The following is a 13,515-nucleotide window of genomic DNA, read 5'->3' as shown; positions in this document are numbered from 1 at the left end:
AACTCCCGTATCCATAGGATGAGTTGCCCTCGCTCTGGACGCAGGAGACCCATGCCAGACCTGCCGCTCCCCCAGAACGCCACCGAGGCCGCGGAGTTCGACGAGAGCTGGGACGCCGTGCTCTCGTACGCGGACCTGTGCACGGGCGGCTCCGACGCCGCCGTGGAACTGGCCACCGAGGCGTTCGCGCACGGCATCCGGGAGGCCCGAACCGGCGGCGGCGCCCACGATGCCGGACGCTGCCCTGCCGCCCTGCCGCGCATCCCCCTGCTGCTCTGCGCGGTTCGTGACACGGCCGCCGACTGGGAGCGCCGCGGCCAGGGCCACCGGCTCGACCCCGAGCTACGGCTGTGGCTCACCTCCGGGCAGGCCGTGCGGCACACCGCCGGAACGCCGGCCCAGCGCCCGCTCGCGCTGCGCGGCCTCCAGGACATGCAGCGGCCCGACGCCGCCCTGCTGTGGCTGACCGAGGTCGAGGCGCAGCCGCTGCCCGTCGTCGCCGCCCGCCTCGGACTCGACCCGGCCGGGATCGCCGAGGAGCGCACCGAGGTGCGCGCGCTCTTCCGCGACCGCTCCTTACGCAACCATCTCGACCGCCCGATGGACCCGCAGTGCCGCGGCTACGCCCGGATGCTCGACGCCGTCACCCGGACCGCCGTCGCGAACACCCCCGACGACCTCTCCCGCCATCTCGCCCGCTGCGCCCACTGCGCGGAGGCCGCCGCCTGTCTGCGGGTGCAGGGCGGCGGACTGCCCGCCGCGCTCGCCGGAGGGGTGCTCGGCTGGGGCGGCCTCGCCTACCTCGAACGCCGCCGCCGTGCCGCCGAGGTCCGGCTCGCCGCCGGACAGGCCGCGAGCGCCGGTGCCCGCCGGACGCCGGACCCGCGCCGGATCGGGGTGCTGCGCGGCGGACTGCTCGCCGGGGCGGTGCTCGTCTCCGTCATCGCGCTCGGCGTCTCCCTGATGCCGTTCGGTGGCGCGAGGAGCGACGCCGCCGCCCAGGGCGACGCCCTCGACCGGGTGCCCATCGCCGACCCGGACGCGACCGAGCCGGACGGGTCGCCGCAGCCGTCCGAACCGACGGATCCGGCCGGACCGACGGATCTGTCGGATCTGTCGGATCCCTCGGAAACACCCCGCCCGTCGCAGTCGCCGCCCCCCACCGCCGCTGCCACCCCCACCCCCGCCGCCTCCACCGCACCACCCGCCCACCACGACCCCGACCCGGAACCCCAGGGCACCTCCACCTCCACGGCGACCGCCGCGCCCGGGGGCACCGGCGGGGTGGAGGCGAGCCCCGAGAGCGGCTGCCGGGTGACGTACGACGTGACGAGCGAGTGGTCCACCGGCTTCGAGGCCACCGTCGAGATCAGCACCGAACACGCCCTCGACGACTGGACCGTCGGCTGGAGCTTCCGCGACGGCCAGCGGATCTCCACGATGTGGGACGCTCGCCCGGTGCAGGACGGCCCCCGGGTGACGGCACGCGCCGCCCACTACAACCGGGCCGTCCCGGCGGGTGGCTCGCTCGCCTTCGGCTTCGTCGCTCTCCTGGACGACGGCAACGCACCGGCCCACGACTTCACCCTCAACGGGCGGGAGTGCGTGACGCGCTGACCCGCGGTGGACGGGGAAACCGCAGGTGGAAAACGCGTTGACGGGCCCCGGGAGGACCGGGCTAAAGTCTTGGGGGAACGACGGCGGGCCCACTGGGCCACCGCCGGAGCCGTACCGACGTACCGACGTACCGACGAAAGAGTCAGGAGGTGTCGACAGATGGCTGTCACTGCGCTGGGCGCTGCCCGCATCCCGCACACCATCACGTCCACCTCCGCGGTCACCGGCTGACCTCACCGCGCGTACGCGCACGCCGGGACCGCATGTAGAAGGGTCCCCGTTGACTCCCCACTCTGCTTCGGCGAACTCCGCGGATTCTGCGGTTTCCGCTGTTTTCTCCACCCTCCCCACCCTCCCCACCCTCCTTCCCTATGGCTGGGACGACGCCTGGGCGGCCGAGTTCGCCCCCTACGCGGCCGAGGGGCTGCTGCCCGGACGCGTGGTCCGGGTCGACCGCGGCCAGTGCGATGTGCTGACCGCCGCCGGGCCGCTGCGCGCCGACACCGCGTTCGTCACGCCGCACGATCCGATGCGGGTCGTGTGCACGGGCGACTGGGTCGCCGTGGAGCCCGGCGGCAATCCGCGCTATGTCCGGGCGTACCTGCCACGCCGTACGGCGTTCGTCCGCTCCACCTCGTCCAAGCGGTCCGAGGGGCAGATCCTCGCGGCCAACGTCGATCACGCGATCATCGCCGTCTCGCTCGCCGTCGAACTGGACCTCGGCCGTGTCGAACGCTTCCTCGCCCTCGCCTGGGAGTCGGGCGCACAGCCGGTCGTGGTGCTGACCAAGGCCGATCTGGTGCCGGACGCGGCGACGCTCGGGTACCTGGTGCAGGACGTCGAGACCACCGCGCCCGGGGTGCCGGTGCTGCCGGTCAGCGCGGTGGGCGGGGACGGCGTCGACGTCCTCGCGGCGGTCGTCGGCGACGGCACGTCCGTGCTGATCGGCCAGTCCGGGGCCGGGAAATCGACCCTGGCCAACGCGCTCGTCGGGGAGGAGGTGATGGACGTCCAGGGCACCCGCGACGCCGACGGCAAGGGACGCCACACCACCACGACCCGCAACCTGCTGCCGCTGCCCGGTGGCGGGGTGCTGATCGACACCCCCGGCCTGCGCGGCGTCGGCCTCTGGGACGCCGAGACCGGCGTCGGACAGGTGTTCTCCGAGATCGAGGAACTGGCCGCGCGCTGCCGCTTCCACGACTGCGCCCACGAGTCGGAACCCGGCTGCGCCGTCCAGGAGGCCATCGACTCCGGCGCCCTCCCCGCCCGCCGCCTGGAGAGCTACCGCAAGCTCCTGCGCGAGAACCAGCGGATCGTCGCCAAGACGGATGCCCGAGTCCGCGCGGAGATCCGCAAGGACTGGAAACGAAAGGGCGCGATCGGCCGCGCGGCACAGGAGGCCAAGCGGGGCCGACAGCGCTAGCCGACGTCCGACAGGGGAGGGGGCGGAGCCGCGCCGCTGCGCGCTCCGCCTCGGGTCGGGGTGCGGCCTCGGGTCGGGGTGCGGCCTCGGGTCGGGGTGCGGCCTCGGGTCGGGGTGCGGCCCCCCGGGTCCAGGTGTCCCCCGACCCTCCGACCCCCGCGTCCGATTTCCGCCAGCCGTATCCGACCTTCCCGGCGCACACTGGGTCTCGTGATGGACGAAGAGACCAGGTACGAAGCCGTTCGCAGTCGGGACGCCCGGTTCGACGGGGCGTTCTTCTTCGGGGTCGCGACGACCGGGATCTACTGCCGGCCCAGTTGCCCGGCCGTCACGCCGAAGCGGCGGAACGTGCGGTTCTTCCGGACGGCCGCCGCCGCGCAGGGCTCCGGGTTCCGGGCCTGCCGGCGGTGCCGGCCGGACGCGGTGCCCGGGTCCGCCGACTGGGACGTCCGCGCCGACGTGGTCGGCCGGGCCATGCGGCTGATCCGGGACGGCGTCGTCGACCGCGAGGGCGTCGCCGGCCTCGCGACCCGGCTCGGGTACAGCGCCCGGCAGGTCCAGCGCCAGCTCACCGCCGAACTGGGCGCCGGACCGGTCGCCCTCGCCCGCGCCCAGCGGGCGCACACCGCACGCGTGCTGTTGCAGACCACCACCCTGCCGATCACCGAGATCGCCTTCGCGGCCGGATTCGCCAGCGTGCGCCAGTTCAACGACACGATCCGCGAGATCTACGCCCTCACCCCGAGCGCACTGCGCGCCGCCGCGCCCAAGACCCACCGGGCCATCGGCACCCCCACCGCCGGGATCCCGCTCCGGCTCGCCCACCGGGGCCCGTACCACGCCGCCTCCGTCTTCGACCTGCTGGCGCACGAGGCCGTGCCCGGCGTCGAGGCGGTCACCGGCCCGCCCGGCGCCCGCACCTACCGCCGCACCCTGCGCCTCCCCTACGGCACCGGCATCGCCGCCGTCGGTGAGCGCACCGGCAGCTCCGGCACAGCCACCCACCCCGGCGGCTGGCTGGACGCCCTGCTGCACCTCACCGACCAGCGCGATCTCACCACCGCCGTGCAACGGCTGCGCCGCCTGTTCGACCTCGACGCCGACCCGTACGCCGTCGACACCCGGCTCGGCGCCGACCAACGGCTCGCCCCGCTCGTCGCCGCCCGGCCGGGCCTGCGCTCACCCGGCGCCGCCGACCCCGAGGAACTGGCGGTACGCGCCCTGGCGGGCCCCTCCGGCGCACAGGAACTGGTCCAGCGGTACGGCAAGACGCTCGACGCGCCCTGCGGCAGCCTCACCCACCTCTTCCCCGAGCCCGGCGTCCTCGCCGCCGCCGAGCCAGGCTCCCCCCTGGGCGCGCTCACCACCGCCCTCGCCGACGGCACCGTACGCCTCGATCCCGGCGCCGACCGGGACGGCGCCGAAGCGGCGCTGCGCGCACTGCCCGGCCTGGACGCGGCCGTCATCGCCGCGATCCGTACCCGCGCCCTCGGCGACCCCGACGTGGCGCCACCCGGCGCCGACACCCCCGACAGCTGGCGCCCCTGGCGCTCGTACGCCGTACGACACCTGCGCACCGCAGGAGAGTTGGAGTGATGACCATGAACACCCCCGTCACCCCCGTCCCCCCTGTCCACTACACCCACCTCGACAGCCCCCTCGGGCGACTGCTGCTGACCGCAGACCCGGACGGGACCCTCACCTCGCTGTCCGTGCCCGGCCAGAAGGGCGGACGCACGCCGGGGGAGGGCTGGACCCACGACCCCGCGCTGTTCCGCCCGGCCGAGGAGCAGCTCGCCGCCTACTTCGCCGGGGAGCTGAAGGAATTCCGGCTCCCGCTGCGCGCGCCCGGCACCCCCTTCCGCGAGCAGGTGTGGCACGCCCTGGACACCGTGCCGTACGGGGCGACGACGACGTACGGCGAGATCGCGGCCCGCGTCGGCGCCTCCCGGGCCGCCGTCCGGGCCGTCGGCGGCGCCGTGGGCGCCAACCCGCTGCTCGTCGTCCGCCCCTGCCACCGCGTGATCGGCGCCGACGGCTCCCTCACGGGATACGCGGGCGGCCTGGACCGCAAGCTGCGGCTGCTGGAGCTGGAGGGGTCGGTCCACTGAGGCCCCGATCCGTCCGTCCGTACTCCGGCCGCACTCCCTCCACAGTCCTCGCCGTCAGGCTCCGGCGATGGTCCGGCCCGGCATCGGCTCCGCGAGCGCGGCCCGCCGGGCCGGCGCGCTGAAGGGGTCGGCGAAGTACTGCGTCTCGTGCACCACCAGCCGGTCGGCGAACTCCATGACGCTCACCGAGTACGACGGCACACCGTCGTAGGTGATGACACACTCGCTCACCCACAGCCGCCCATGTCCGGTGATCCGCCGGACGGTGAAATGCCGGTCGGCGGGATGCCCACCGCGTTGCGCCGCGATCCTCTCCCGGCCCCGGAACCTCTCACCCGACTGCGGGTAGTCCAGAATCGCGTCCGTGGCGTAGATCGCGTGCTCGGCTTCGGTGTCCGCGCGTTCCGAGGCCCGCCAATGCTCCTCGATCGCGGCCCTGGTCCGGGAGTCCGCATCCATGTCCATGGCATTGCCCTTTCCCAGCGATAGCGAGAGCGATGGTGGTGGCGGTGGTGGTGGCAGTGGTGGCGGCGGTGGTGGTGGGGGTAGCAGTGAACTATCCACCGCCTGGTCACACCCCCCCGGCACACACATCACCCCCAGATCACCGCCCCCACCCACGCCCCGAGAATCAGCAGACAGGCGAACAGCTCCGCCAGCACGCTGGAGCCCCCCGACCGCATCGCCGTGCGCAGGGCGGCCATCGCCTCGCCGTGGCGGCCCAGACGCAGGCGCTCGGAGAGATAGATCCCGCCCAGGAAACCGGGGATCGCCCCCACCACCGGGATCAGCACGAAGCCGAGAAACGCCCCCACCCCGGCGCACACCGCCATCCGGGGCGTCGCCCCCGACTCTCTCAGCCGTCTCGGCGGCAGCGCCCACCGCACCACCTGGGCGAGCAGCAGCACCACCGTCGCCCCGACCAGCACCCCCCAGGCCACCGGCGCCGGATTCTTCAGCGCCCACCACAGAATCGCGGCCCACACCAGCCACGACCCCGGTACCCCGGGCACCAGCACTCCGCACAGGCCGAGCAGCAGCACGAAGCCGACCAGGAGGAGTTCCCAGACTCCCATCTGCCAAGAGTGCCGGAGCCGCGCCGAGCGCGCAGGTCAGCCAACCGGCCCGGCACGGAAGCGCACGTCACCGCTCCCGCGCCACCCAGCCCCGTTCATACGCGTGCCAGCCCAGCTGGAGCCGGGTCGACACCCCCGTCAGCTCCATCAGCCGCTTCACCCGGCGCTGCACGGTCCGCAGCCCCAGATCCAGCTGCTTGGCCACGCTCGCGTCCGTCAGCCCGGCCAGCAGCAGGGAGAGGATCTCCAGATCCGTCGCATCGGGTTCGTCCGGGCCCTGCTCGATCACCCCCGCCGCGCCCAGCCGCAACGGCAGCGCGTCCCGCCACACCGACTCGAACAGCCCCGACAGCAGCTCCAGCAGCCCGCTCGCGTGCACCACCAGCGCGGCGGGCTCCGTGGTGTGCGAGGTCAGCGGCACCAGCGCGAGCGAACCATCGGCCACCACCAGCTTCGTCGGCACCCGGTCCACCACCCGCACCTGCTCGTCCCGGCCCAGCGCCGCCGTCAGTTCCGTGATCCCGTCCGGCAGATCCAGCACCGCGCGCTCCACCACCACCCGGTAACGCACCCCCCGCCCGGTGGCCTGTTCCTCCGCGTCGTTCTCCATACCCGTCACCGCGACCGGGTTCCCGGTCACCAGCGCGCACACCTCGTCACTCGCCCCGAGCTGCAACTGGAGGAACCGCTGCGCGACCGCCGCCGCCCCGCTCACCACCTCGACCAGATCGTGCACCGCCGGTTCGGCCGCCGCCGCCCGGTACTCCTCCGCCAGCAGCGCCGCCGCCAGCTCAGCCTGCTCCAACTCGTGCCGCCGCTGGGTGAGCAGCGCGCCGAGCGCGACACCGGGCGGGGCCGCCACCCACCGGCCGGGGCGCGACGAGGACTGCGCGGCCAGCCCTCGCGCCTGGAGCCGGCGCAACGCGTGCTCGGTGTCCCGCTCGCCCAGCGCGAGGCGCCGGGCCAGATCGGGCACATCGGCCGCACCCACCGTCACCAACGTCCGGTACGCCGACTCGTGTGTCTCGTCCAGCCCTATCGCCGCCAGCATCAGGCGCCGCCCCTCCCGCAAGTACGACCTCGTCGGACGGGTTCCCCGGCCGTGGCGGAAACTGGCCACGGCGCAAACCCGCCTCGGCACATCATCGCCGTACTGCCTGTCACTCTGCCAAGGTGGGGCCACGGCGACATACGTCACCGGCCACCGTCAAGCAGGCCTTTTCGGCCGAATCGACGCGCGCCCGCGTGCCGTACGCCCCCCGGCTGTCGTCGGGCGGTTCTCCCGTGGGGGGTGGAGCCGCCCGACGGCCTTTCACCTGGCCCGCCGCGCGCCCGACTCCTGGGCCGGTGACGCCCGTTCGGCCACGCGTCCGGCAGACCGTTCGACGCGCACGAGTACGTCATATTTTCCGCATGCCCCGTTTTCCTGACGCCCGCGCGGTGGACAATTAGGGGCATGAGCCAACAGGGGGGAAGTCCCACCGGTCACGAGGACGACTGGTGGAGACAGCTGTACGACGCCGACGCCGACGCCGACGCCACCGAGGACACCGGCCCCACGTCCGCCGCCGACTCCCTCGACGACCGCTTCGCCTCGGCATCGGGAGCCGTGACGACGCCCAGGTCGGAGCGGGGGGAGGACAAGGCGGAGCAGGGGGAGAAGGGGGAGGAGAGGGAGAAGGGGGCAGCCGTGGGGCCTGAGGGGTCCTCCGTCCCCGTACCGCCGCCCGTACCGCCGATACCGTCCGCGCCGCAGCGACCGCCGGCACCATCCGTCCCGCCCGTCCCACCCCTACCGCCCGCGCCCTCTACCCCCCACCCCACCGGCCTCATCCGCCAACGCGCCCCGTGGGAACCGCCCCTCCCCACCCCCAACGGCCCGTCCACCTTCCCGCCACCGCCACCGCCACCCCCACCCCCGCCACCGGCCACCCCGGAACCCCACGGGCACCCCCCGGAATCCACTGCCCCCCACCCCTCCCACCCCCCTCACCCCGCTGTCGCCTCTCTCGCCTACATAGGCACCGGCCCCCCCACCTACGACCCCGACCCCACCGCGCTCCCCCTCGCCGACCCCGACGACCTCGCCGATCTGGTGGCCGACACGGTGCTCGACGGGGCCCGTTACGGGGCCTGCACCCTGCGGGCGGCGTCCGTGCGCGGGGACTCGGCCCGTTATCGGGGCGAGCCGCGCCGGGACGCGCTGCTCACCGCGCGGTTCGGCGCCGGGGCGGACGCGCTGGTGCTGGTGGCGATGGCCAGCGGCGCGCGGGCCACCCCGGCGGCGCACCGGGCGGCGGCCGAGGCGTGCCAGTGGATAGCGCGGGCGGTCGGCCGCAGCCACACACGACTGGCACAGGACATCCGGGCCGGGCGGCGCGGGGATCTGAAGTCCGGCCTGCACCGCCTCACCGACCGCAGCCTCGGCAAACTCCGGGCCGGGGCCGCCGACCGGGGCCTGAGACCGGAGGAGTACGCGGCGACCCTGCGCTGTCTGCTGCTCACCGCCGACCCCGCGTGCCGTACCCGCATATTCTTCGGCGTCGGCGCGGGCGGTCTCTTCCGGCTCCGCGACGGGGCGTGGCAGGACATCGAGCCGCAGGTCGCCGATGTCCCCGGGGAGCCGCTGATGAGCTTCGGGTCGCTGCCCGCCGAGACCCCCGAGGGCGACCGGCTCACCATGGACCTGGGCATTCCCGGTATTTCGGCCCCGCCGAGCCCCTACGAACCCGCCCCCGGACCGCCCCGCGAACCCTTCCGCTTCCGGGCGTCGGTGGCCCGCCCGGGTGACACCCTCCTGATGTGCACGCACGGCCTCGCCGAACCGCTGCGCGGGGAGCCGGAGCTGAGCGCCCATCTGACCGGCCGCTGGTCCGGTGCCGCCCCGCCCGGCCTCGCCGCGTTCCTCGCCGACACCCAGGTCCGGGTCAAGGGCTACACCGACGACCGTACCGCCGCCGCCGTGTGGGAGGCGTAACCGCGTTCGATGTGAATTCATGGACCCGAGGGATCTGATCCAGGGAGATCCGAGGGATCTCATCCACGGAGACCGGGGGATCTGATCCACGAGACCGAGGGATCTGATCCACGAGACCGGGACACCGGGGAGAACGAAGGGGCACCACCTCATGGCCAAGCAGAACGTCGCCGAGCAATTTGTCGACATCCTCGCCCGTGCCGGAGTCAAGCGGCTCTACGGTGTCGTCGGCGACAGCCTCAACCCCGTCGTCGACGCCGTCCGCCGCAACTCCGCCATCGACTGGGTGCACGTACGCCACGAGGAGACCGCCGCCTTCGCCGCCGGGGCCGAGGCGCAGATCACCGGGAAGCTCACCGCCTGCGCGGGCTCCTGCGGTCCCGGCAATCTGCATCTCATCAACGGCCTGTACGACGCCCACCGCTCGATGGCGCCCGTCCTCGCCCTCGCCTCGCACATCCCGTCCGCCGAGATCGGGCTCGGCTACTTCCAGGAGACCCACCCGGACCGGTTGTTCCAGGAGTGCAGCCACTACAGCGAGATGATCTCCCACCCGAAGCAGATGCCCAGGGTGCTCCAGACCGCCATCCAGCACGCGGTGGGGCAGAGCGGCGTCAGCGTGATCACCCTGCCCGGTGACATCGCCGACCACCCCGCCCCCGACAAGCCCGTCGAGACGGCCCTGGTCACCTCCCGGCCCACGATCCGCCCCGGCGACACCGAGATCGACAAGCTCGTGGACCTCATCGACCGCGCCGAGCGGGTCACCCTCTTCTGCGGCAGCGGCACGGCCGGCGCCCACGCCGAGGTGATGGAGTTCGCGGAGAAGGTCAAGTCCCCGGTCGGCCACGCCCTGCGCGGCAAGGAGTGGATCCAGTACGACAACAAGTTCGACGTCGGCATGAGCGGGCTGCTCGGCTACGGCGCCGCCTACGAGGCCACCCACGAGTGCGATCTGCTGATCCTGCTCGGCACGGACTTCCCGTACAACGCCTTCCTTCCGGACGATGTGACGATCGCCCAGGTCGATGTCCGCCCCGAGCGGCTCGGCCGCCGTTCCAAGCTGGACCTCGCCGTGTGGGGCGATGTGAAGGAGACCCTGCGCTGTCTGACCCCGCGCGTGAAGCCGAAGAAGAACCGCCGCTTCCTCGACAAGATGCTCAAGAAGCACGCGGACGCCCTGGAGGGCGTGATCAAGGCGTACACCCGCAAGGTCGAGAAGCACATCCCGATCCACCCCGAGTACGTGGCCTCCGTCCTGGACGACCTCGCCGCCGACGACGCGGTGTTCACCGTCGACACCGGGATGTGCAATGTCTGGGCCGCCCGCTACATCTCGCCCAACGGCCGCCGCCGGATCATCGGCTCCTTCTCCCACGGCTCGATGGCGAACGCGCTGCCCATGGCGATCGGCGCCCAGTTCACCGACCGCGACCGGCAGGTCGTGTCGATGTCCGGCGACGGCGGCTTCACGATGCTGATGGGCGACTTCCTCACCCTGGTCCAGCACGACCTCCCGGTGAAGGTCGTCCTCTTCAACAACTCCTCCCTCGGCATGGTCGAGCTGGAGATGCTGGTGGCCGGTCTCCCGTCGTACGGCACCGGCAACAAGAACCCCGACTTCGCCGCCGTCGCCCGCGCCTGCGGCGCCTACGGCGTGCGCGTGGAGAAGCCCAAGGATCTCGCGGGCGCGCTCAAGGCCGCCTTCAAACACAAGGGGCCCGCGCTGGTCGATGTCGTCACCGACCCCAACGCCCTGTCCATCCCGCCGAAGATCAGCGCCGAGATGGTCACCGGATTCGCCCTCTCCGCGTCGAAGATCGTGCTGGACGGCGGGGTCGGCCGGATGGTCCAGATGGCCCGCTCCAACCTGCGCAACGTCCCACGCCCCTGACCGGCCCTCACGAGGTGTAGGGGGCCCAGCGGCGGTTCTCGTAGTCGTACGCGTACCGGTCGAGCCCCTCCACCGCGCTGGTCCGGAACGGCCGGCCGCCGTCGTCGATCCGGACCGTGCCGGTACGGCCCTGCGAGGACCAGTCCAGCTCCAGATACCAGTCGCAGGCGCAGCCCGCCGTACGGGCCGTGACCTCCAGTACCTCCGGATCGGTGCTGGAGACCTGGTACGGCATCTTCACCGCGGGCAGTTCCCGGTCCGGGTCGGCGCCGGGCACCGAGCGGGCGATCGGCCGGTCCATGTCCAGGTCCACATCGAAGTAGCGCGGGGTGACCGACCCACCGCACCCCTGGTCCATCGCGTACGAACTCCCCTGGACCGGCGCCGCCCGGCCCACCACCCGTACCCGCAGCGCCTCCAGCACCACGGCCGTTTCCGACCGTCCCTGCACGGTGATCCGTACGTTCGTGTTCCTCCCGTGCACCGCGCCCTGCGCCGTCGCCCAGGGCCGGGCGTCCTGCGCGACCGGGGGCGGCGGCACCTGCGCGGGCGGCCGGTCGATCACATAGTCGTGCCCGCAGCCCAGCGCCCAGGCATGCGAATCGGCGCTCCAGGTGAGCGGGACGCCCGTGGGCGCGGTGGCCCGCGGGGTCGGTGACTTTGTCCTAGGGAGCGGCTCTCCCGGCGTGCCGCCCGCGGCCAGCGGCTCGCGCGGCGGGGTCGTGGAAGGGGCGGCGGAGGAGCGTACGGGGGAGGGGCTGCCGGTCGTGCCCGTGGGCGAGGGCACCCCGGTCGTCGGCTCCGGCGTTCGGGTCACCGTCCCGGCCCCGGGCGCCGCGTCGACCACCTTCGCCCGCTCACCGGCGGGCAGCGCGGAGAGCGTCCCGAGCGTCGCCAGCAGCGCGGCGGAGACGGCGGCGGCGACGACCGTACGGCGGCGGTACCAGGGGGTGGTGGTGGGGTGGCCGGTGATGTCCGGCGCCCGCTTCCCTTCCTCCTCCTGACCCGTGTCGGCGGCTTGCGCCTCCTGACCCGCGTGGGCCCCTTGCTCCCGCTGACCCGTGTCGGCCCCTTGCTCCCCTCGCTCCTCCTGCCCTGCTCTCTCCGCCTCCGCCTCCCGCCCCGCGTCCTCGGCGGGCTTCCGCGGGGCTTCCCCCGCCGCAGGGGTCCGTGCCCGCTGCCGTGCCGCCACCGCCAGCAGCCACACCCGGTGCAACTCGTGCCGCTCGGGTGCCGACGCCCCGCACAGCGCGGCGAACCGCTCCACCGGGGCGAAGTCCACCGGCACCGCGTCACCGGCGCAGTAGCGGTGCAGGGTGGAGGTGTTCATGTGCAGGCGCCGGGCGAGCGAACCGTAGCTGCGGTCCGTCCGCTCCTTCAGCTGCCGCAGCAGCGCCGCGAACCGCTCGACGTCGTCGTGCTGTGCCGACACCGTTCTCCCGGGTTCCTGTGAGCTGGTGGACAGGGGCCAGGTGGCCCGGGACGGCATCCCAGGCACCTCATGTACCTGCACGTCAGATGGGCTGGGATGGTTCCAGGCCGGCGAACCGTTGCGCCCGCCCGCTGGGATTGCCGATGCTCTTGGTGCCGGCCGGGGGGACCCGCGAACGGGACCCGGCCAGGTGTCATCTCTCGTGCCGACGCGCGACTTCACCACGGGGAGTTCCATGTCCGACCCGATCCAGGCCCGCCCGATCCAGGCCCGCCGCTTCACCGCGCTCACCGCGCTGTCCGTCGCCGCTTTCACCACCGCCGCCGTGCTCGCCGCCGTCCCGGCCGACGCCGCGCCCGGTCGCGGGCCCGCGTTCCTGTCGGCGGCCCAGTTGCCGCCGCACCCCTTCTCCGCGTGGACCGCGGGCAAGGTCACCGACGGTGTCCCGGACGAGCTGCGGCTCTGCCTGGACGATGTGTTCCCGGGCTACGACTCCCGCTACCGCCCCTTCCGGACCGACCTGGACACCAGCGCCCGCCAGCTCACCATCGTCACCGGCACCGCCACCAAGGCGAAGGCGCTCGCGGACCGGATGAACCGGGAGATCCGTGCCTGCGCCCAGCGCATCGAGCAGGCGGACCCGGAGATCGAGGCCACCTACCGGAGCTACGGCTCGCTGCCGGTGGAGGAGGGCGCCCGGGTGCACGGACTGCACACCGCGGCCTCCTGGGGCGCGACCGATATCCGGCTCCTGTCGGTGGGCCGTGACGGCCGGACCGTGACGGTCGTGGACTGGGCGCAGCTCGGCGACTTCTCCGACGCGCCCGTGCGGGCCTTCAAGAGGACGACCACGACCGCGGTCAACAAGCTCTACTGAATCCTGGGACCCGCCGGACCCGTCACCGGGCCCGGCCGAGGCGCCCCGTCGGGGGGACGGCGCGCGAACACGGGGGCCGCCCTGCCGCCACGGGGGTCGGCGGGG

General features: G+C 73.5%; 11 protein-coding genes. 7 read left to right on the top strand and 4 right to left on the bottom strand.

Going from position 1 to position 13,515, the window contains the following annotated elements:
• Positions 1 to 51 precede the first annotated feature (51 nt).
• From ACFXAZ_RS15095 to ACFXAZ_RS15080, 4 genes are all read left to right on the top strand, one after another.
• Positions 52 to 1,617, top strand: coding sequence for a cellulose binding domain-containing protein (locus tag ACFXAZ_RS15095; RefSeq protein WP_384589941.1), 1,566 nt, complete (start codon positions 52 to 54; stop codon positions 1,615 to 1,617).
• Positions 1,618 to 1,897: 280 nt separating this feature from the next.
• Entirely contained in the window at positions 1,898 to 3,043 is a 1,146-nt protein-coding gene (gene rsgA / locus ACFXAZ_RS15090) for a ribosome small subunit-dependent GTPase A (RefSeq protein ID WP_384589938.1), read from the top strand.
• A gap of 213 nt (positions 3,044 to 3,256) precedes the next feature.
• Positions 3,257 to 4,639, top strand: coding sequence for a DNA-3-methyladenine glycosylase 2 family protein (locus ACFXAZ_RS15085; RefSeq protein WP_384590115.1), 1,383 nt, complete (start codon positions 3,257 to 3,259; stop codon positions 4,637 to 4,639).
• Complete coding sequence (locus ACFXAZ_RS15080; protein ID WP_384589935.1) at positions 4,639 to 5,154, top strand: methylated-DNA--[protein]-cysteine S-methyltransferase; 516 nt, start codon at positions 4,639 to 4,641, stop codon at positions 5,152 to 5,154. The genes ACFXAZ_RS15085 and ACFXAZ_RS15080 overlap by 1 nt, the downstream gene beginning before the upstream one ends.
• A gap of 54 nt (positions 5,155 to 5,208) precedes the next feature.
• Here the strand turns inward: ACFXAZ_RS15080 and ACFXAZ_RS15075 are convergent, their stop codons facing one another.
• The 3 genes from ACFXAZ_RS15075 to ACFXAZ_RS15065 all read right to left on the bottom strand — a co-directional run bounded on the left by ACFXAZ_RS15075 (position 5,209) and on the right by ACFXAZ_RS15065 (position 7,281).
• Complete coding sequence (locus tag ACFXAZ_RS15075) at positions 5,209 to 5,619, bottom strand: nuclear transport factor 2 family protein (protein WP_384589932.1); 411 nt, start codon at positions 5,617 to 5,619, stop codon at positions 5,209 to 5,211.
• A gap of 128 nt (positions 5,620 to 5,747) precedes the next feature.
• Positions 5,748 to 6,230: a DUF456 domain-containing protein gene (locus tag ACFXAZ_RS15070; protein ID WP_384589929.1), complete on the bottom strand. Its 483-nt coding sequence runs from the start codon at positions 6,228 to 6,230 to the stop codon at positions 5,748 to 5,750.
• 67 nt (positions 6,231 to 6,297) lie between these two features.
• Complete coding sequence (locus ACFXAZ_RS15065; protein WP_384589926.1) at positions 6,298 to 7,281, bottom strand: helix-turn-helix domain-containing protein; 984 nt, start codon at positions 7,279 to 7,281, stop codon at positions 6,298 to 6,300.
• A 405-nt stretch (positions 7,282 to 7,686) separates the two neighbouring features.
• On the opposite strand from ACFXAZ_RS15065, the gene ACFXAZ_RS15060 reads away from it, so the two are divergent.
• Together ACFXAZ_RS15060 and ACFXAZ_RS15055 are read left to right on the top strand one after the other, a co-directional pair.
• A complete protein-coding gene (locus ACFXAZ_RS15060) occupies positions 7,687 to 9,207 on the top strand; it encodes a protein phosphatase 2C domain-containing protein (protein ID WP_384589923.1) in 1,521 nt (506 codons plus the stop codon).
• A 151-nt stretch (positions 9,208 to 9,358) separates the two neighbouring features.
• Entirely contained in the window at positions 9,359 to 11,101 is a 1,743-nt protein-coding gene (locus ACFXAZ_RS15055) for a pyruvate dehydrogenase (protein ID WP_384589920.1), read from the top strand.
• A gap of 7 nt (positions 11,102 to 11,108) precedes the next feature.
• Here ACFXAZ_RS15055 and ACFXAZ_RS15050 read toward each other — a convergent pair whose 3' ends face one another.
• Positions 11,109 to 12,590 (bottom strand): helix-turn-helix domain-containing protein, encoded by a 1,482-nt coding sequence (locus ACFXAZ_RS15050; protein WP_384589917.1) that lies wholly within the window; start codon positions 12,588 to 12,590, stop codon positions 11,109 to 11,111.
• A gap of 178 nt (positions 12,591 to 12,768) precedes the next feature.
• On the opposite strand from ACFXAZ_RS15050, the gene ACFXAZ_RS15045 reads away from it, so the two are divergent.
• Positions 12,769 to 13,410 carry a hypothetical protein gene (locus ACFXAZ_RS15045; RefSeq protein WP_384589914.1) on the top strand — a complete coding sequence of 214 codons (642 nt, stop codon included), beginning with the start codon at positions 12,769 to 12,771 and terminating at the stop codon, positions 13,408 to 13,410.
• Positions 13,411 to 13,515 lie beyond the last annotated feature (105 nt).

The organism is Streptomyces sp. NPDC059477, assembly GCF_042749375.1.
Lineage (GTDB): Bacteria > Actinomycetota > Actinomycetes > Streptomycetales > Streptomycetaceae > Streptomyces.
Note: the sequence above shows the minus strand (reverse complement) of the source record. Positions and strands in the feature narration are given on the sequence as shown.

Coding starts and splice junctions, on each gene's coding strand:
- ACFXAZ_RS15045 (WP_384589914.1), top strand. CDS start 12,769: ATGTCCGACCCGATCCAGGCCCGCCCGATCCAGGCCCGCCGCTTCACC.
- ACFXAZ_RS15055 (WP_384589920.1), top strand. CDS start 9,359: ATGGCCAAGCAGAACGTCGCCGAGCAATTTGTCGACATCCTCGCCCGT.
- ACFXAZ_RS15060 (WP_384589923.1), top strand. CDS start 7,687: ATGAGCCAACAGGGGGGAAGTCCCACCGGTCACGAGGACGACTGGTGG.
- ACFXAZ_RS15050 (WP_384589917.1), bottom strand. CDS start 12,590: ATGCCGTCCCGGGCCACCTGGCCCCTGTCCACCAGCTCACAGGAACCC.
- ACFXAZ_RS15075 (WP_384589932.1), bottom strand. CDS start 5,619: ATGGACATGGATGCGGACTCCCGGACCAGGGCCGCGATCGAGGAGCAT.
- ACFXAZ_RS15065 (WP_384589926.1), bottom strand. CDS start 7,281: ATGCTGGCGGCGATAGGGCTGGACGAGACACACGAGTCGGCGTACCGG.
- ACFXAZ_RS15095 (WP_384589941.1), top strand. CDS start 52: ATGCCAGACCTGCCGCTCCCCCAGAACGCCACCGAGGCCGCGGAGTTC.
- ACFXAZ_RS15085 (WP_384590115.1), top strand. CDS start 3,257: ATGGACGAAGAGACCAGGTACGAAGCCGTTCGCAGTCGGGACGCCCGG.
- ACFXAZ_RS15080 (WP_384589935.1), top strand. CDS start 4,639: ATGACCATGAACACCCCCGTCACCCCCGTCCCCCCTGTCCACTACACC.
- ACFXAZ_RS15070 (WP_384589929.1), bottom strand. CDS start 6,230: ATGGGAGTCTGGGAACTCCTCCTGGTCGGCTTCGTGCTGCTGCTCGGC.